Below are 19333 nucleotides of genomic sequence, written 5' to 3'. Positions count from 1 at the left end.
TTGAAAAGATTATATTTTATAAAATACTCGTTTATAATTTGAAAGGAATTAAAGAAAATCATGGCTGATAAACAACGTAAAAAAGTTATCCTTGTAGGTGACGGTGCTGTAGGTTCATCATACGCTTTTGCTCTTGTAAACCAAGGGATTGCACAAGAATTAGGAATTGTTGACCTTTTTAAAGAAAAAACTCAAGGAGATGCAGAAGACCTTTCTCATGCCTTGGCATTTACTTCACCTAAAAAGATTTACTCTGCAGACTACTCTGATGCAAGCGACGCTGACCTCGTTGTCTTGACTTCTGGTGCTCCACAAAAACCAGGTGAAACTCGTCTTGACCTTGTTGAAAAAAATCTTCGTATCACTAAAGATGTTGTCACTAAAATTGTTGCTTCAGGTTTCAAAGGAATCTTCCTTGTTGCTGCTAACCCAGTTGATATCTTGACATACGCTACTTGGAAATTCTCAGGTTTCCCTAAAAACCGCGTTGTAGGTTCAGGTACTTCACTTGATACTGCACGTTTCCGTCAAGCATTGGCAGAAAAAGTTGATGTTGACGCTCGTTCAATCCACGCATACATCATGGGTGAACACGGTGACTCAGAATTTGCCGTTTGGTCACACGCTAACGTTGCTGGTGTTAAATTGGAACAATGGTTCCAAGAAAATGACTACCTTAACGAAGCTGAAATCGTTGAATTGTTTGAATCTGTACGTGATGCTGCTTACTCAATCATCGCTAAAAAAGGTGCAACATTCTATGGTGTCGCTGTAGCTCTTGCTCGTATTACTAAAGCAATTCTTGATGATGAACATGCAGTACTTCCTGTATCAGTATTCCAAGATGGACAATATGGCGTAAGCGACTGCTACCTTGGTCAACCAGCTGTAGTTGGTGCTGAAGGTGTTGTTAACCCAATCCACATTCCATTGAATGATGCTGAAATGCAAAAAATGGAAGCTTCTGGTGCTCAATTGAAAGCAATCATTGACGAAGCTTTTGCTAAAGAAGAATTTGCTTCTGCAGTTAAAAACTAAAAATAAAAAGAGTTGGTTGAGATTTCAACTAGCTCTTTTTTTATTTTAAATTAAATTTGTTAAGCTAAAAGTATAATAAAAAAGTCTGTTCATCAACAGACTTTTTATTTTTGTAAAGTTATTTAGATTTGATGTAGTTAACACCATCAGCCTTAGGCGCAATTGCTTTTCCAAGAAAGAGTGCCAAGACAATAATTGTAAAGACATATGGAGCCATTTGTAGGAATGAAGAAGGGATTTCTTTGATTCCAGGGATTTGACCACCGACAACAGCAAGTGAGGTAAAGAGCCCAAAGAGAAGTGATGATAACATTGCTCCAATAGGATTCCATTTACCAAAAATCATAGCTGCAAGTGAAATGAACCCTTGACCAGCAATTGTTGAAACTGAGAAGTTACCAGAAATTGCTTGAGCATAAATTGCACCACCTACCCCACCGAGGACACCTGAGAGAAGCACACCAGCCCAACGGTAGGCATAAACGTTGATTCCTAGGGTATCAGCTGCTTGTGGGTTTTCACCAACTGAGCGAAGGCGAAGACCAAAACGTGTTTTAAATAGAACGTACCAAGCGAGAATGGCTACAACAATTGCAAGAAACCCTGGTAGAGAGGTTTGACTAAAGAAGATTTTACCAATGACAGGAATGTTTGATAGTAGTGGAACGTTCCAATAACCGATTTGTTCACTGATATTAATTTGACCTTGTTGATAGAAAACTTGAAGTAGGAAAACTCCGAGTGCTGGAGCCATCAAGTTGAGTACAGTACCAGATACGATATGGTCTGCTCTTAGGTTCACTGTAGCCACCGCATGAAGAGAAGAGAAGAGAGCACCAATTAAAGCTCCAAAAAGGATTGAGAGCCATGGAGTCATACTTCCAAACATTCCGGCAGTAGTTAAGTTGAATACAACGGAACTGAAAGCTCCGATAGTCATTATTCCTTCAAGACCGACATTGACGATACCGCCTCGTTCGGAGAAGACACCACCAATACTTGTAAAGATTAGAGGAGTTGAATAGATGAGCATATTAGCGACAATGATTTGTAAAGTATTTACAAGATTCATGCTTTTTCTCCTTTCTTCTTAGCAGCTTCTGATGCTTTTATTTCTTTAGCTTTTGGTAACATGACTTCGATAATGAATTTCACTGCGATAAAGAAAATAATTGAAGCAGTGACGACTTTAACGATTTCTGGTGGGATACCATCATTTGTCATACCAGGAGCACCTGTTTGAAGAACTGAGAAAAGAAGAGCGGCAAAGAGAATACCTATAGGACTATTACCACCAAGAAGTGCAACGGCCATCCCGTTGAATCCGATGTCGAGGGACGCTGACTGAGAAACAAAGTTTTGCATGTATCCAAATCCGTAAACAACACCACCAAGACCAGCAAGGGCACCAGCGACAACCATAGATAGGATAAGGGTACGTTTTGCTGAAATACCAGCATATTCTGAAGCGTCAGGATTTAAACCAACAGCTTTGATTTCAAATCCTAGAGTTGTTTTAGTAAAGATAATCGCCATAATCACAAGGGCAATCAATGCAATGATTAATCCAATATTTAAGGTTGAATTATCAGTTAATGATGACATCCAATTTGTTCTGAAAGAAGCATTGGCACTAATTAGTTTTGTCTGGTCAGTAGTATTATCCATCAGGATACTTTTTTGGAACATGCTATGAATCATAAATGTTGAGAAGAACAACATGATATAGTTTAGCATGATTGTGGTGATAACTTCTGATGTTCCAAGGAGAGCACGAAGAATACCTGGTATGAATCCCATAAATGCACCGAAGAACATTCCAATGATTACAACTAAAGGAATCATCAATAAACGTGGGATATCTGGGAAACTCAAAGCAAACCACATCGAGCTAATCCAACCAGCAAGTGCTTGACCAGACATCCCGATATTGAAGAGACCTACTTTCATTGCTACCGCAAAAGATAAAGCGGTCAAAATTAGTGGGCCCATTGTTTGTAAGGTTTCACCGATTGCTCTTGCATTTCCTAAAGCAGAAATGAAGAGGTCTTCATAACCCCAAATTGGGTTGTAGCCAAAGGCTAGCATGATAATTGCTCCCAATAAGAAACCAAAAACAATGGCTATCAGAGGAACAAGGACTTTTTTTGTTTTACTATTCATTTATGTTTCCTCCAACCATTAAAATACCGAGTTCTTGCTTTGTGGTTGTTTCAGGGCTTACAATTCCCTGAATTTGACCATCGTGAATAACAGCGATTCGGTCGGAAACATTTAGAATTTCGTCAAGTTCAAAAGAAATAACAAGAACTGCTTTTCCTTCATCACGAGCTTGGATTAAACGTTTATGAATATATTCAATCGCACCAACATCGAGTCCACGAGTGGGCTGTGATACGATTAGGAGGTCAGGATTTCGGTCGATTTCACGGGCGATAATTGCTTTTTGCTGATTACCACCAGAAAGAGAAGCAGCAGAAACCCATTCACCAGCACCACGAACGTCAAATTCTTCCATGAGTTTGCGAGCGTGACTATTTATTTGACTATAATCAAGGAAACCATATTTGCTCATTGGTGGTTTGTAGTAGGTTTGCAAAGCAATATTTTCGGCTACTGTCATTTCCAAAACAAGTCCGTCCCGATGTCTGTCTTCTGGGACATGCCCGACAGATTGTTCTGTGATTTTACGGGGGCGTTGGTTGGTGATATCTTTATTGTGGAGTTTGATAGAACCGGAATCAACCTTTGTCAAACCAGTAATAGCTTTCACTAATTCTGTTTGACCATTTCCATCAATTCCGGCAACCCCTACAATTTCACCGGCACGAACATCAAGTGATAATCCTTTTACTTTTAGAGAACCGCGACTTTCTTTGATATTTAAGTCCTTAATTTCGAGGACAATATCTTTAGGTTGAGCGGGAGCTTTCTCGGTGATGAATGAAACTGAGCGTCCAACCATTAATTCTGCAAGTTCTTGATTCGTTTTGTCACCAAGTTCAACAGTATCAATTGATTTACCACGACGAATAACTGTGATACGGTCAGCTACCGCACGGATTTCATCCAATTTATGTGTGATGAGGATGATTGACTTGCCTTCTTTAATTAAATTCTTCATGATTTGCATCAATTCAGAAATTTCAGCTGGAGTCAAAACCGCTGTTGGTTCATCAAAAATTAAGATATCAGCTCCACGATAGAGTGTTTTTAAGATTTCAACCCTTTGTTGCTGACCGACAGAAATATCACGGATGAGCGCATCAGGTTCAACAGAAAGACCATAACGCTCAGAAAGTTCAAGTATTTTTTTCTTAGCAGTCTTTAAATCGAGATTGATTCCTTTAGTAACTTCATTACCAAGGATGATGTTTTCAGTAACTGTGAAGGCGTCAACTAACATGAAGTGTTGGTGAACCATTCCGATACCGAGGTTTGCTGCTTTAGACGGAGAGTCGATATTTTCGAGCTTTCCCTTAACGTGGACTTCACCTTCGCTAGGCTCGAGGAGTCCTGAAAGAATGTTCATCAAGGTTGACTTACCGGCTCCATTTTCGCCGAGCAAAGCATGAATCTCACCTTTCTTCAACTCAAGATTGACTTTGTCATTAGCGACAAAATCACCAAAACGTTTGGTGACATCAATCATTTGAATGACAGTTTCATTTGCCATATTGGCTCCTTCTTATAAAATAATATAATAATGTAAATTGTAAAAATTACAAATTTAATTATATCAAATTTGTCCAATTTATGAAAGCCCCGTCATTCCAATAATGAGAGTGCTTTTCCTAATAATTGGTTTTTAAAAAAGCTTGGTTAAAATACAGTTATTTTTCAGTTAAAAAGATTTATTTTTGTCGCTTTAATAAATCAATTTCAATACTGATTGTTACTTCCAAGGATTCAAATTTCTTTAAATTTTCAATTCCTTCTGGTTTGATTTTCCAATAATGTGGTGTCATCAATAGCAGACTTAATAAATCTTCGGTAGATTGAATGGTAACTTTATATGAAAAATTTTCTTGTTCAACGCAAAAGCCGGGGAAAGTTTTGATAGATGAAGTTTTTACTTTTTCATGAATTTCAGGATAAATAATATTTTTTAATTCGATAAGATGATTGTTTGCGGCTCTGACAATAATAATATTTCCGTCGTCAGTAAGAATTCGGTCGATTTCTAGAACAGAATATTCGGCAAACATTGATAAAACGGTGCTGACAGATTTGTCCTTGAAAGGAAGTTTGGCAAAATTAGCGACTAACCAATGAATCATCGGATTTTTTTTAGCCGCCATGCGAATTCCTAATTTAGAAATATCCATTCCATAGAAATTAGAGGCTTTCGGAGCAATTTCTTTTTGGAAGCGTGAAAGGTAGTAGCCCTCGCCGCAACCAATATCAAGGATAGCTTGGTCAGTTAAATGAGATTTTTTAAGTCTTTGATTAACTCTATCTGATAGTTTTTCATAATAGCCTTTGGCGAGAAAGTCGCGTCTGGCTGCCATCATTTCTTTTGAGTCGCCAGAAGTTTTTTTGGCATTTAAAAGAAGGTTGAGATAACCTTCCTTAGCTAAATCAAAAGTATGGTTATTTTCACACTTATAAGTATTTTGTTCCTTTATGAGCAAGTGGCTGCATACAGGGCAGCTGATGATTTCAGACATTTGTTCTCCAATATAAAAATTAAGTTTTGTCAGTAAAATTTACTTACCAATTTTGCGAGATTTAATGACAGATTCGTCAGGAGTCACTCGAATCGTTTTTTCACGGTCATAAGTAACAAACCCTGGAGCTGTTCCTGTTGGTTTGTGTAATTTTTTTACATCTAAAACATCCACTTGAACAAGGTTGGAATAACGTGCTTTGCTGAAATAAGCTGCTAATTCCCCAGCAAAAGTAATTGTTTCATCAGATGGATTTGCATTTCCTGTAATCAAAACATGGCTTCCCGGAATATCCTTAACGTGAAACCAAAGATCGCCACGGCGTGAAAGTTTGAAACTGACTTGTTCATTTTGTAAGTTATTTTTACCTACTAAAATAATTGTTCCATCTTCAGCTTGATATTTTTCTGGTGGGAGCATTTTTTGCTTTTTATTACGATATTTTTGCTTAATATAGCCTGTTTGAATTAATTCTTCACGAATATCAGCAATTTCAGCAACGTCAGCATTTTCAAGATTTGATTCAACAGATTCTAAATAATGAATCGTTTCCTTGGTCTTAGCAATTTGCTCTCCTAAAAATTTGACGGCTTGTTTCAATTTTTGATAACGATGAAAGTAACGTTGAGCATTTTGAACAGGACTTAAAGCTGGATTTAGAGCAATTTCAATTGGTTCATTAGTATAGTAATTTTCCAAAGTTACACTTGTTTTATCATTAGGAACTTGATTCAAAAATGTATTAAGCAGTTCACCTTTTTGACGGAAAATTTCAGCGTTGTCAGTCGCAAGTAATTCTCGTTCTTGTTTTTTTAATTTATCACGATTTTTCTTCAGTTCATTTTGAATTTTTTTAATGACAGAAGCAGCAACCTGTTTAACACGGTCACGTTCGGCCTTATCCGCATAGTAAGTATCAAGCATTTCAGAGAGGCTGTCAAAACTTACATATTCGTCAGCAAGTTTGATACTGGAAAAAGTATCGTTAGGATAAATTGATGGAGTGACTGTCAGTAATTTTTCATTGAATTCTTTTACTGACAGACCTGTCAACGCATTTTTAGAATCACGTCCGATTCCTTGTAATTTTTGTTGTAATTGTTCAGTTTGTAAAGCTTCAAAAATTTCTTCGTCAGTAGCTTTGAAAGGGTCAATAGCAGTATTTAAAGGTGGTGCAATATAAGTTGAACCTGGTAGAATTGTGCGATATTGATTCTGTGAAAAGCCAATATGTTTAATGGATTCAATAATTTTTTGCGAAGTTTTTTCTAGTAGAATAATATTACTATGTTTACCCATAATTTCTGTAATTAAAGCAATTTTTAAACTGTCACCAATTTCATCTTTGGTTGAAATATGGAAAATAATCTGACGATCATTGCCCACTTGTTCAATTTGTTCAATAAAAGCACCAGCCAAATATTTGCGTAAAATCATCACGAAATTATTTGGATTTTGTGGATTTTGAAAATCAGTTTTGGTCAGCTGAACACGACCAAAAACAGGGTGGGCTGAGAGTAAAAGTTTATGAGATTTACCAGCTGACCGAACTGTTAGAACAAGTTCTTGGTCAAAAGGTTGATTAATTTTTTGAATACGTCCACCAACCAGCGGTTGAAGTTCAGCCGTCATGTGGTGTAAAAAAATACCATCAAAGGACATTAGGTGCCTCTTTCGTTTTATAATTCTTATAAGCAGTTTTCACTGTTAATTAGGGAGTGATTATATCTTTTCAATTTATTGACAAACCTGTCAGTAAATATGAGAAGTTTTATAATTATTTCTATGCCAATTTTACCAAAAAAAGAGTAATTTTTCTTCTATTATTAAAGAAGGGCTTGTATTTCTTTCAAAAGTTTTGAAAAAACTTTGGATAAGTGAGAAAGTAACTTTTATCAGTAAAAAATGTTAAAATAAAATAGAAATAAGTTCAGGAAAATTAGTAAATTAGTAAATTAGAAAATATAGGATAATTAAATGAATAAAATTGTCGGCATAGTTGAGCGTATTCTACGGATTATCATGTTTGTCGTTGCTGTGGCAATGCTTGGAGGAGCTCTCTTTTTATTAGGCTTGCATCAAACAAATAAAAACTTAGAGAAAATACCTGTTTCAGGAAAAATTGTTTACGGAACAGAGGTTAAAGCAATCCATGAAGTAACATACAGTTTTGAAGGAAAAGAATATCAAAAAAGACCTTTAGATGTATATTTTAGAAAATTAGGAGATGATGGCAAAAAAATTACTGTATATGTGGCTAAAGACCATCCTACTCGTATTTTCATTTCAAAGACTGGGCGACCACTTATCGATTCAGCAGGACTAATTGGAGGTTGGAGCTTGGTTTTATTACTAATTTTATTTGGAGAACATCAACTTTTGCGTAGAATGAAAATGTTAGAAGAAAATTCCGAGAAATAAATAAAATACAAAATAAAATCATATAGAATAAAAATACAAAAATAAAATAAAAATACAAAAATAAAGAAATCGCTATCATTGGCGATTTTTTTTATTTTGAAAATGTCATCTAAAATTGATAGAAGTTCCTGAAAGCGGGGGATTTGAGACTTAATTGTTTTCACACAAGCTCTTGTGAAAGTCAGCAATAGTCAAGCAAAAACAAAAGTATTTTTATGTTTTTTTATAAAAAAATGATGTATAAATAGTGTATAGAATAGATTACTTAATACATGTTGCTTAAAAATATTTTATGCCTGATCAACATAAGATATTTTCCCAAACGATTTAGGAGGAATTTGACAAAATGGAAATGCAGAAACAAAAACCACCACGTAAGAAAAATAAAATTATTACTAAACGTAAAGTATTATCAGCAACGATGTCAGGAACTCTATTAATGACATCGGTAGTTATTCCAACAGCTTACAGCCTTCTTTCTAATCAGATCACAGCACAAGCAGCTGCCTTGAATATTGACCTATTGCAAAATATCACTTCAAGTAATAATAGTGGTACAAATACAACTAATCGATGGACCAGTAATTCAGGGAGTCACAACGTTGATTTTACAATCTCAGGTCATGCTTTAGCTAATGTCTCTTTACTCTCGGGCCCAAGATACGCTGCTTTGGCCATTCCTCAAGAATTGCGTGGATATGTTGTAGCGAACGGAAACACTTCTGTTACAACTAATCTCACAATTGATTTCAATCAAATTGCGCTAATCAATGCGATTGTTAGTGCTGGAGATACTTTTGTTGCAGGGGTTGCTACAATTTTAAGTAACAATCCGGCAGCCAGTATTAACTTGACACAAGTAACGACACAATTGAATTTACTAAAAGGTATTCAAAATATTGGTGGAGGAACCTTTACATCTCCAACTACACTTAATGGGAATTCAATGCTTAGTGCACCTTTAAATGACGGAATAGGAGCGATTTTATCCCAAAACGTCACAGCTATTTTGCAAAATTTACGAACAGCTGTTAATAGCCTAACCGCAACCGGTTTGGCGGCTCCTGCGGCAAATACTGCCTTAGCTTTAATTAAACCTCCACTCATTACAGCAATCGATGCTGTATTAGTACCATTAGTTAATGGAACTGGTGGAATTTTAGATCTCCTTTTAAACGCTTCAGCATTGGGTGATACAAGTATTACAATTCCGACCAAGATTACAGCACCAACTACTATTGCAAGTAACATTGATGCCAAATTTGTAGGATCAGCGGTTCAAACCAATTTATTGGATGTCAATATTCTTAGTGGTGCAGATGGTATTTCCTATGTTTATTTAGCAGGTGATGTCAATTTAACATTGGTAGCGCCTACAGGAAATCTGAGCGCAACAACCTCGGCAATTGGAGCGTCAGATGCGACAGCGACCCTTCCAGCGACTTTAAAAAATAATGCTGGTACAGACATTCCGGTAACTTCAGTCATTACCAATAGTTCAGGAACTACTGTGAATAATGGTCAGTTGTCAGCTGGTACTTATACCGTGACATATTCAGCCGCAGGCTATTCTAGCGTTATCCAAACCTTGGTTGTTACAGATCCAGCAGACACCACTGCTCCAGATGCGCCAATTGTCACAAGCGTGACTGGGAATAGTACGAATGGTTATACGGTGACAGGTACAGCCGAGCCAAATTCAACAATTACTATCAAAAATGGAGCCGGAGCAACGGTCGGTACTGCCACTACTCAACCAAACGGAAGTTACAGTGTAAATCTTCCAGGTTCAGTCGGCGCTAACGCCCCACTTAATGTAACCGCCGCAGACGCCGCAGGGAATGTAAGTAATCCAACTCCAACAACAACACCAGCCGATCCGATTAATCCAGTTCTCGTAGCCCCTACTGGGAACTTGACTGCAACGACCTCAGCGATTGGTGCTACAGACGCAACAGCTACACTTGCAACCACTCTGAAAAATAGTGAAGGTGCCGATGTTCCGGTAGCTTCGGTCATTACCAATAGTTCAGGTGCTACAGTAACTAATGGTCAGCTATCAGCCGGAACTTATACTGTGACATATTCAGCTTCTAGTTATGAAGACGTCACTCAAACCCTAGTTGTTACAGACCCCGCAGATACCACTGCTCCGGATGTACCAACAGTAGGTAATGTGACAGGCAACAGCACGAATGGTTACACGGTCACAGGTACAGCTGAACCAGGTTCAACGGTCACAATTAAAGATGACAGTGGGGCAATCGTTGGAACAGGAACTACAAATGAAACAGGAGATTATACGGTTACTCTTCCGGGCTCAGTCGGCCCTAATGCACCAATTAGTGTTACAGCGACCGACGCCGCAGGAAATGTGAGTGATCCAACTCCAGCGACGACTCCAGCAGACCCAGTAAGTCCAGTTCTCGTAGCTCCAACTGGTAACTTGAGCTCAACGACCTCAGCGATTGGTGCCGCAGACGGTATGGCTACTCTTCCAGCAACTCTGAAAGACAGTGAAGGTGCCGATGTTCCGATCACAGCAGTTATCACGAATACTTCAGGAAGTGCGGTTACTAATGGTAACTTGGCAGCAGGTACCTACACCGTCACTTATACGTCAGGTGGTTATGAAGACGTCACTCAAACTCTAGTTGTCACAGACCCAGCAGATACCACTGCTCCGGATGCACCGACAGTAGGTGATGTGACAGGAAACAGCACGAATGGTTACACGGTCACAGGTACAGCTGAACCAGGCTCAACGGTCACAATTAAAGATGGCAGTGGGGCAACCGTTGGAACAGGAACTGCGAATGAAACAGGAGATTATACGGTTACCCTCCCAGGCTCAGTCGGCCCTAACGCACCAATTAGTGTCACAGCGACCGACGTTGCAGGAAATGTGAGTGATCCAACCCCAGCGAAAACCCCAGCAGATCCTGACACAATTGCCCCTAAAGCACCGACAGTAAAAAATGTGACAGGAAATAGTAGTAAAGGTTATACGGTTACAGGTACAGCTGAACCAGGTTCAACGGTCACAATTAAAGATGGTAGTGGTGCAACCGTTGGAACAGGAACTGCGAATGAAGCAGGAGCTTACACCGTTACTCTTCCAGGTTCAGTCGGCCCTAACGCACCAATTAGTGTTACAGCAACCGATGCCGCTGGAAATGTGAGTGCTCCAACCTCAGCGAAAACTCCAGCTGATCCTAAGGCTCCGTCAGATACTACAGCTCCTAATCCTCCAAGTGTAGATACCGTGACTGGTAACACTGATACAGGTTATACGGTTGGTGGTAAGGGGGAACCTGGATCCACAATAACAATTAAAAACCCAGCAACTGGTGAGGTTTTGGGAACTACTATAGTGGATAAAGATGGAAACTATAGCATCAAACTTCCGACGGGGGTTAAACCGGGTACTCAACTTACGGCTACCGCAACTGATGCTGCAGGAAATGTAAGTGATCCAACAGACTTTATTATTCCGGCCTTGACTTCTGGAATGGCAATAGGTAATAGTGGGGATAATATGGGTGGTAAGTATTTCTCAAGTGGTAAATTACCAGCAACAAATGGTGCAGACACTGGCTGGCTTGGTGTAATTGGAACAGTCATTCTATCTCTGCTTGGTAGTCTATTGTTCTGGCATAAGAATAAAAAGGAGGATGAAAGCTAACACCAATAAAATTTTTCAAACAAATAATTAGTTAAAGTTTATAAAATACGATAGAATAAGAGAGTCAAGGCATATCCAACCTTGACATCTCTGAAATTCTTTTCAAATTACAAACATTGAGCCAGTCCATTCGACTGGCTTTTTTGTTATTTAATGGGGTATTCAAATTATCTATATCAAAAGTAAGCTTTTTTCTTCATAAAATGTTATTTTTTTGGTATAATTACGTTAAGAGAATGAAATGATTCTCTATATCCTTTAGATTTTTTTTAAGCTATATAGTAGTTTTAGAGGTGGCCTGTTCGGTTAATCATCTAAGAGCACTAATGGGAGGAAATCAATTGTCTAAAAAAATATCAGTAAAAGTGGTCAAAAATAGTAAACAACAAACAGAGAGAAATACTCTGCTTGCAGACACCTTTGAAAATCGATGGTTCCAAAACGAATGGAAGCATAAATTTAAGACATTAACTTCTGGGGGGAGAAAATAAGTATTAAACAAAAGCCATCAAAATGATGGCTTTTATTATTTAATAGGGGTATGCATAAAAACTATAGTTTAATAACAAAAAAATTAAATAAAAATAATAATATATATTGACAAAAAATGAAAGATTTAATATAATATATTTGTAAATGAGAGAAAAATAATAAAAAACAAAAAAGGAAATTATGCCATGATTAAATTATTTTCTTCGACAAACTGTAGCTCAAGTAAAAAAATGAAACAATGGTTAATTACAAACAAATTAGAATTTGAAGAGATAAGTATCTTAGAAAATACTTTATTAAAAAAAGATATCTTAAGAATACTCTCATTAACAGAAACTGGAGTAGAGGAAATTATCTCTAAAAGAAGTAGTGCTTATAAAAAACTATCAAAAATCATTGATTTTGATGCGCTCACTCTAAATTCACTTGTAGAGTTAATTGTTCAGAATCAAAAATTATTGCGTCGTCCACTTGTGGTGGATGAACATAGGTTGCAAGTAGGCTATAACGAAGATGATATTCGTAAATTTCTTCCACGAAAAGTCAGACAGCTTGGCTTGATAACCGCTATTGAAAATGTTCGAATTTGGGATCAGGCAAAATAAGAATATCTAGTGAGGGTTTGTTGAATTTTCAAAATATCTCTGTCTTATATTTTGAAAGTTAATTTTTGATTTTTGACTAATAAAAAGCTACAATTTTAACTATAAATAATTTGTTATCTATAAATTACTATAACTGAACTCGTTTAAAAATAGCGAATTCAGTTATTTTATGGAAAAAATATGTAGATTGAGAGATAAAATGAGAATTACAATTGCCGGTGCAGGAGCGATGGGGAGTCGTTTTGGTTTAATGCTTCATAAAGGTGGCAATGAAGTAACCCTTATAGATGGATGGCCTGAACACGTTAAAGCGATTAAAGAGCATGGTTTGCGAGCTAATTACAATGGAGAAGAACTCACCGCTCATCTATCGGTTGAGTTACAATCTGAGATTTCTTCTAAAGAAAAAACAGATTTAATTATTTTGTTTACAAAAGCCATGCAATTAGATAAGATGCTACAAGATATTAAACCATTAATTGACGAGCATACCAAGGTACTTTGCTTACTAAATGGAATTGGTCACGAAGATACTATAGAAAAATATGTTTCGAAAAATAATATCTTTATTGGTAATACTATGTGGACTGCTGGATTAGAAGGTCCAGGTAAAGCTAAATTATTTGGTGATGGTTCGGTTGAGCTACAAAATCTTATTTCAGGTGAGGAAGAAACAGCTAAAAAGTTAGCAGAAATATTATCAGAATCGGGACTGAATGCTAAATATTCTAACAATATTCATTATTCTATTTATAGAAAAGCTTGTGTTAATGGAACAATGAATGGGCTTTGTACTATTTTAGACACTAATATGGCCGGATTAGGTGAAACAAAACCAGCACATGATATGGTTGTTACTATTGTTAATGAATTTGCAGCAGTAGCAAAATTTGAGAATGTAAACCTTGATATTGCTGAAGTAGTTCAGCACGTTGAAACCTGTTTTGATCCATCCACAATTGGATTACATTATCCTTCTATGTATCAGGATTTGATTAAAAATAATCGATTGACAGAGATTGACTATATTAATGGGGCTGTTTCACGTAAAGGTAAAAAATATAAGGTAGCCACACCTTATTGTGATTTCTTAACACAATTAGTTCACAGCAAAGAAGAGTTATTAAAAGCAAAATAATAAATAATTGAATTTATTGAAATACTAGTGTTAATGCTAGTATTTTTGTTTTATCAGATACTCTATCAATGAATAATATAAAACTATTTGATAATGTTATAATGAAAGGTGAATATTATAAGGATTAAGATTATTTTTGGGGGATAGAGATATGAAATTTTTACACACATCAGACTGGCATATTGGAAGAACACTCAATGGTTTTTCTTTATTGGAAGAACAAAAATATGCATTTGAGCAAATTTTATCTTTGGCAAAACAAAATCAAGTTGATGGAATTATCATTGCTGGAGATCTTTATGACCGAGCAGTTCCGAGTGCAGAATCAGTCATAACATTCAATCAGATGCTGAGAGAGATGAATATTATAGAAAAGTTTCCTATTTATATGATTTCAGGGAATCATGATGGAGCCAAAAGACTAAGTTATGCTAAGGACTGGTTGGATTTTAATAATTTACATCTACGAACATCTCTTGAGGAAGCCTTTATTCCAGTGGAAACAAAAGAAACTCAGGTTTTTTTACTTCCCTTTTTTGACCCAATGGATGCAAGAATATATTTTTTAAATCAGGGATTAGATGAAGAAGACACAAAACAAATTAAGACAATTGATGATGCGATGACATTGGTAATTTCTAAGATGAAAAGTCAGTTCAATAATAAGAAGAATCAGGTTTTAGTCACTCATTTTGCGGTGAGTCCTCATAAAGAAGAAATTGTTTTAACAAGTGAAACCTCATCTAAAGTAGGTGGATTATCGACCTTAAATGTTTCACAGTTTGCAGATTTTGATTATGTTGCGTTAGGTCATATTCATAGTAGGTTAGCTTCCCCAAGTGATAAAGTACAGTATTCGGGAAGTCCAGTAAAATTTAATACCAAAGAAGCGTCAACACAAAAAGGAATCTTTGTTGTTGAAATTAAAGAAAAAATGCTCAATTCTAACTTTCTTCCACTACAAGTTAAAACAGATTTAGTAGTTCTTGAAGAAGAATGGGAGCAACTAATAAACCGTGATTTTTATGAAAGGCAACCACTTAATAAAGCTTGGTTTGCGATTACAATTAAAAATTTTGAGCGGACGAAACTCGTGGGACAAAATTTACGTGCCCAACTCCAAAAGATTTATGGAACAATTATAGAACTTGACTATCAATTTGAAAAAAAACAATTAACAAGAAGTAGGAGTCAAGATATTGAAACGTTAGATAATGTGGAAATTCTTTCTAGTTTTTATAAATTTACTACAGGGGAAACGCTAGATGATGTACAAACAGCAATCATCGAAAGTACATTTAATGAATTAGAAGGAGAAAAATAAAAATGAAGCCTATATATTTGGAAATGAATTATTTTGGCCCCCATGAGAATTCTGTCGTAGATTTTCGACTGCTAGATGAATCTCCTATCTTTCTAATTAGTGGGGATACAGGCGCTGGAAAATCCACGATATTTGACGCGATGACATATGCGTTGTTTGGAACAACAACGGGTGATAGAGATGCCAAAGAAATGAGAAGTCAGTTTGCAACAGCTGATGATAGGACAAGCGTGACTTTTTATTTTGAACAAGGAAATCTTTTATACAGAATTGAAAGAAGTCCTGAACAAAAACTCTCAAAGAAACGAGGCAGTGGATCTACTCTTCAAAAATCAACAGCGAAATTAGCTATTGTAGATAGAGTACAAGGAATCGAGAAAAATAATATTGCAATAAATCCTAAAAACGTTGGAGAAGAAATCACTCGTCTTTTACATCTGAATGCCGAACAATTTAAAAAAATAATTCTTCTACCTCAAAATGATTTTTCGAGATTTTTGAAGTCTTCTACTCCAGATAAAGAGGCAATATTAAAAAGAATATTTGGTACCTACATTTTTACATCTTTTAGCAATGAGATAAAGGCTAAAAATTCAGAGATGAATGCTGTTTATTTAGAACATGATCGAAAACAACAAAATTTATATGAATCACCAATTTGGAATCCTATTGAGTTAAAAGAACTAGAGGATGCAGCTGAACAAGAAAAACGGGATCTAGTCACGTCTCTATGGAAGGATCGTGTTGCGAGAAAAAATGAGATAGAAGGTCAAACTTTTGAACAAGAAGAAAAAGTAACTTCGCTTGAAATAGCTTATAAATCCGCGTTGGAATTAGAAAATCAGTTTAAAAATCTAAATAATTTAGAAAATGATTACCAGCAGAATATTATTGAAAAGTCAGCTATTTTTGAAGAAAATTCCGAATATCTAAAAAAATTGAAATGGGCCTCTCCCTTAAAAGAAAGTATTCATGAATTAGAACAAGATATAAAACAGTCAAAAAGTTTAAAAAATAATATTGCTGGGGTAATTTCTGAAAAAGCAAAAGATGAAATTCTTTTGAAAAAATTAACAAAAGAAAAAGAGGACTTAAATAAACAGCAAGAAAATATTAATGAGAATAAAAAAGCAGCAGAAAAAATATTTGTCCAGATTCAGCTATCACTTCAAGTAGAAAAAAAACAATCAAAGGTAGAGGAGTTAAAGTTAGAGCAAGCTGATAATCTCACACTACTAGAAAGTTTTAAAGCTAACTTGGGACAAGCAGCCGAAAATATTTCAACTCTTCAAGATGATGTTATTTCTGATGATTACTTTATTAATAAAAGAGAAGAGAGAAATCAATTAGAATTAACATTTCGAGGGAAATTAATTCCGACCTTTCAGAAAGTGAAACATTCAAAAGATGATATTGTTGGGTTAGAATTAAAATTAAAAGAAAACACAATAACGCTTTCTGAAAATAAGGACAATCTAGAAAAGGCTAAATTTGCTTATAATGAAAAATTAAAAGGTAGAAGACGCTTGATGATCGCACAGCTGCAATCTGAGTTGCAAGAAGGCGAAGCATGTCCCGTGTGTGGTGCATTAGAACATCCGTTTACAGAAACTATTGAAGAAAGCTCTTATAAAGAACTTGGAAATTTATTGAAAGAGATTGATGAATCACAAAAGAAACAAACAGTCCTTTTGGAGAAAAATAAACAATTACAACAATTAAAGACTGAACTTAAATCTAGTCTTGATTTGAAAAAAATAGAGGCAGATGAGTTTGAAAAAGAACTTTCAATTCTTTATAGTGAATTTATTGCTGATTATTCACAAATATTTCCGGATTCCTTTGATGAAGTATCTATTGAGGAAAGTCTTTTAAATTTAACGAAATCGTTAGAGTTGGAAGAGGTAAAAAATGATGAAACAAAAGTAAAGCTTGCTGATTTGGAGTCAAAAAAACTTGAATTACAGGAAAAAGTAAAAGACTTTGAATATAGTAATCAAGAGTTTAATAGACAGATAGAAAATTTAAACGCTGAAATAACGGAGATAGGGATTACTGAAACAAGTTATAATTTGATAAGGAAGCGAAATAGGCTAATGGAAAAAGCTGATTTATTTGAAAAAAATCTGTCAGAACTAATGGCACAACTTTCAGATATTAAAATAAAAATTTCTTCACAAACGGCCAGCTTAAATTCATTTGAAAGTCAAGAAGCAACATTACTTGAAAGGATAAGCGCCAATAAAGAAAAAATAAAAGAAAAATTTTCTGAGCAAGAGGCATTCACGACAGAATTTCAAATATTAAAAGAGTGGGCTTATGATGATGATTTAATTCAGATTTCCCAAAAAGTTGAACAATATAAAGCAGATAAAGCAAGATTGAAAGTCGAAATTAAAAATATTCAGCAATTAATTCAAAATAAAAAGCGACCAAATCTTGCATCGATTGAAGAAGAAAAGAAACAGACAAATGAAAACTATGTTTTTTTGCAAAAAAAATTGGTGTCTGCTGAAAATGAAGTAGAGCAAGCGAAGTTAATTCTTAGTGAATTAAAAAAAGTCATAAAAGAACAAGAAAAGGATGCTAGCAAAAACGCTGCAATTACTAAGCTTTATAATGCAATTTCTGGTAGAGCTTCCGAAGATAAACTAAGGCTTGAAACATATGTGGTTCAAAATTATTTAGAAAAAATTCTTGATTATGCTAACTTTCATTTTATTAATCAGTTGTCAAACAATAGATATCGATTTGAACTTGCTGGTGAGGGAGATAATCGACGAATGGATCATGGCTTAGATATTAATATTTATGATAATGAAACAGGGGCGGCTCGTTCAGCTGATACCTTATCGGGTGGAGAAACATTTATAGCCGCATTGTCAATTGCTTTGGCTTTAAGTGAAGTCGTACAAAATACAGCTAATGGTGTCCAAATAGAAGCACTATTTATTGATGAAGGATTTGGTTCTCTTGACCAAGAAACATTACAAAAAGCGATGCAAGCTCTTGAACAAATTGGTGAAAATAGATTAGTTGGAGTAATTAGCCATGTAGAGGAAATGAAAGCAACTATTGGACAACAAATTATCATAAATAAAATGGGGGATGGTAGAAGTAATATTAAACCTGTCATTAAATAATTTTTTTTATGCTAACTAAAAATGATGTAATATTTCTATTTCAGTTGTAGCTTTGTGTTCAGGTAAATGTTATAATTACTCTAACGTATAAGAGTTATAGGAAGAAGCAATAAGGGAAATTGTAAATTATGAGGGAGTTAAAGGATTTTCTGCCACTTGGGAGTGTAGTTTTACTTGCTGGTGGAAGTGAAAAATTGATGATCATTGGTTATAAGCAAGTAGGGTTAGATTCAAATAGTGAGCTAGACTATTCAGCAATAGTAATACCAGAAGGATATAAAGATCTCAAATCAATTCGTTATTTTAATCAAGAAGAAGTTGTTTATATTTTTCAAATGGGTTTTTTTGATAATTAATTGAAAAGATTATGGAGTTAGTTCTATGAAAAGGCAGGAGGTTTTATATCTTTTGCTTTTTTTATTGTTTACAATTACTGTTGATGGCAAAAAATAAGAATTTTCGTATGTCGAAATCTTTTTATTTCGCTTTAAAAAAAATACAACAAGTATTATTGGATTCTTAATGAAAGAAAATAATTTGTTTATAGCAACTATTAGGTTGATATTAGGCTTTTACTCGATTTTTTAACAATTATGAATAATTATACATTATAGAAAGTGAGTTTTTGATGAATAAAAACTATTTGTCTATAGTGTAATCTATATAAAACTGTTTATCGGAGAGGGTTGTGTCTTAAAAAAATATCAAAAAGGAAACTATTTATAAAAGCAAAATATGAATAATACTTCCAAAGACTTGAATTATTATTAATTTAAATGTATTATGTTATTGTGAAACAATTTTATTTTAAACGAAA

At 35.2% G+C, this 19333-nt stretch carries 14 protein-coding genes; 9 read left to right on the top strand and 5 right to left on the bottom strand.

The annotated features are described in order from the left end of the window. Positions 1 to 60 precede the first annotated feature (60 nt). The gene (locus tag IAE51_RS02095) at positions 61 to 1038 is read left to right on the top strand and encodes an L-lactate dehydrogenase (protein ID WP_003131075.1); all 978 of its coding nucleotides are present in this window, start codon (positions 61 to 63) and stop codon (positions 1036 to 1038) included. Positions 1039 to 1156: 118 nt separating this feature from the next. On the opposite strand, the gene IAE51_RS02090 is transcribed toward IAE51_RS02095, so the two are convergent. The 5 genes from IAE51_RS02090 to IAE51_RS02070 all read right to left on the bottom strand — a co-directional run bounded on the left by IAE51_RS02090 (position 1157) and on the right by IAE51_RS02070 (position 7370). Then, complete coding sequence (locus IAE51_RS02090) at positions 1157 to 2110, bottom strand: ABC transporter permease (protein ID WP_017864585.1); 954 nt, start codon at positions 2108 to 2110, stop codon at positions 1157 to 1159. After that, the gene (locus IAE51_RS02085) at positions 2107 to 3201 is read right to left on the bottom strand and encodes an ABC transporter permease (RefSeq protein ID WP_058203163.1); all 1095 of its coding nucleotides are present in this window, start codon (positions 3199 to 3201) and stop codon (positions 2107 to 2109) included. The genes IAE51_RS02090 and IAE51_RS02085 overlap by 4 nt, the downstream gene beginning before the upstream one ends. After that, positions 3194 to 4714: an ABC transporter ATP-binding protein gene (locus IAE51_RS02080; RefSeq protein WP_058211432.1), complete on the bottom strand. Its 1521-nt coding sequence runs from the start codon at positions 4712 to 4714 to the stop codon at positions 3194 to 3196. Before IAE51_RS02080 ends, IAE51_RS02085 begins: the two co-directional genes overlap by 8 nt. Before the next feature lie 178 nt (positions 4715 to 4892). Next, the gene (locus IAE51_RS02075; protein ID WP_129880875.1) at positions 4893 to 5708 is read right to left on the bottom strand and encodes a putative RNA methyltransferase; all 816 of its coding nucleotides are present in this window, start codon (positions 5706 to 5708) and stop codon (positions 4893 to 4895) included. Between the two features lie 39 nt (positions 5709 to 5747). Beyond that, positions 5748 to 7370, bottom strand: coding sequence for an NFACT family protein (locus IAE51_RS02070; RefSeq protein WP_129880874.1), 1623 nt, complete (start codon positions 7368 to 7370; stop codon positions 5748 to 5750). A gap of 315 nt (positions 7371 to 7685) precedes the next feature. Between IAE51_RS02070 and IAE51_RS02065 the strand changes: the two genes are divergently transcribed. The 8 genes from IAE51_RS02065 to IAE51_RS02030 all read left to right on the top strand — a co-directional run bounded on the left by IAE51_RS02065 (position 7686) and on the right by IAE51_RS02030 (position 18872). Beyond that, on the top strand, positions 7686 to 8129 hold the full coding sequence (locus IAE51_RS02065; protein WP_017864582.1) for a hypothetical protein: 444 nt from the start codon (positions 7686 to 7688) through the stop codon (positions 8127 to 8129). Positions 8130 to 8475: 346 nt separating this feature from the next. Continuing rightward, positions 8476 to 11814 carry an adhesive domain-containing protein gene (locus tag IAE51_RS02060; RefSeq protein ID WP_200094614.1) on the top strand — a complete coding sequence of 1113 codons (3339 nt, stop codon included), beginning with the start codon at positions 8476 to 8478 and terminating at the stop codon, positions 11812 to 11814. Between the two features lie 326 nt (positions 11815 to 12140). Further along, positions 12141 to 12305 (top strand): hypothetical protein, encoded by a 165-nt coding sequence (locus IAE51_RS02055; protein WP_003131055.1) that lies wholly within the window; start codon positions 12141 to 12143, stop codon positions 12303 to 12305. 186 nt (positions 12306 to 12491) lie between these two features. Beyond that, positions 12492 to 12911 (top strand): Spx/MgsR family RNA polymerase-binding regulatory protein, encoded by a 420-nt coding sequence (locus IAE51_RS02050; protein WP_010905888.1) that lies wholly within the window; start codon positions 12492 to 12494, stop codon positions 12909 to 12911. A gap of 199 nt (positions 12912 to 13110) precedes the next feature. Next, positions 13111 to 14049, top strand: coding sequence for a 2-dehydropantoate 2-reductase (locus IAE51_RS02045; RefSeq protein ID WP_021722833.1), 939 nt, complete (start codon positions 13111 to 13113; stop codon positions 14047 to 14049). A 151-nt stretch (positions 14050 to 14200) separates the two neighbouring features. Beyond that, positions 14201 to 15373, top strand: a complete 1173-nt coding sequence (locus IAE51_RS02040; RefSeq protein WP_129880872.1) for an exonuclease SbcCD subunit D — start codon at positions 14201 to 14203, stop codon at positions 15371 to 15373. Between the two features lie 2 nt (positions 15374 to 15375). After that, positions 15376 to 18516, top strand: a complete 3141-nt coding sequence (locus IAE51_RS02035; protein WP_180259689.1) for an AAA family ATPase — start codon at positions 15376 to 15378, stop codon at positions 18514 to 18516. Between the two features lie 128 nt (positions 18517 to 18644). Then, positions 18645 to 18872, top strand: coding sequence for a DUF4176 domain-containing protein (locus IAE51_RS02030; protein ID WP_129880870.1), 228 nt, complete (start codon positions 18645 to 18647; stop codon positions 18870 to 18872). Positions 18873 to 19333 lie beyond the last annotated feature (461 nt).

Source organism: Lactococcus sp. S64 (genome assembly GCF_016516525.1).
GTDB lineage: Bacteria > Bacillota > Bacilli > Lactobacillales > Streptococcaceae > Lactococcus > Lactococcus lactis.
The sequence above is the reverse complement of the archived record's forward strand: the minus strand, read 5'-3'. Positions and strand labels throughout refer to the sequence as shown.

What these genes read in the sequence shown, in the direction of transcription:
- IAE51_RS02095 (WP_003131075.1), top strand. Translation starts at nt 61, where the DNA reads ATGGCTGATAAACAACGTAAAAAAGTTATCCTTGTAGGTGACGGTGCT.
- IAE51_RS02090 (WP_017864585.1), bottom strand. Translation starts at nt 2,110, where the DNA reads ATGAATCTTGTAAATACTTTACAAATCATTGTCGCTAATATGCTCATC.
- IAE51_RS02085 (WP_058203163.1), bottom strand. Translation starts at nt 3,201, where the DNA reads ATGAATAGTAAAACAAAAAAAGTCCTTGTTCCTCTGATAGCCATTGTT.
- IAE51_RS02080 (WP_058211432.1), bottom strand. Translation starts at nt 4,714, where the DNA reads ATGGCAAATGAAACTGTCATTCAAATGATTGATGTCACCAAACGTTTT.
- IAE51_RS02075 (WP_129880875.1), bottom strand. Translation starts at nt 5,708, where the DNA reads ATGTCTGAAATCATCAGCTGCCCTGTATGCAGCCACTTGCTCATAAAG.
- IAE51_RS02070 (WP_129880874.1), bottom strand. Translation starts at nt 7,370, where the DNA reads ATGTCCTTTGATGGTATTTTTTTACACCACATGACGGCTGAACTTCAA.
- IAE51_RS02065 (WP_017864582.1), top strand. Translation starts at nt 7,686, where the DNA reads ATGAATAAAATTGTCGGCATAGTTGAGCGTATTCTACGGATTATCATG.
- IAE51_RS02060 (WP_200094614.1), top strand. Translation starts at nt 8,476, where the DNA reads ATGGAAATGCAGAAACAAAAACCACCACGTAAGAAAAATAAAATTATT.
- IAE51_RS02055 (WP_003131055.1), top strand. Translation starts at nt 12,141, where the DNA reads ATGGGAGGAAATCAATTGTCTAAAAAAATATCAGTAAAAGTGGTCAAA.
- IAE51_RS02050 (WP_010905888.1), top strand. Translation starts at nt 12,492, where the DNA reads ATGATTAAATTATTTTCTTCGACAAACTGTAGCTCAAGTAAAAAAATG.
- IAE51_RS02045 (WP_021722833.1), top strand. Translation starts at nt 13,111, where the DNA reads ATGAGAATTACAATTGCCGGTGCAGGAGCGATGGGGAGTCGTTTTGGT.
- IAE51_RS02040 (WP_129880872.1), top strand. Translation starts at nt 14,201, where the DNA reads ATGAAATTTTTACACACATCAGACTGGCATATTGGAAGAACACTCAAT.
- IAE51_RS02035 (WP_180259689.1), top strand. Translation starts at nt 15,376, where the DNA reads ATGAAGCCTATATATTTGGAAATGAATTATTTTGGCCCCCATGAGAAT.
- IAE51_RS02030 (WP_129880870.1), top strand. Translation starts at nt 18,645, where the DNA reads ATGAGGGAGTTAAAGGATTTTCTGCCACTTGGGAGTGTAGTTTTACTT.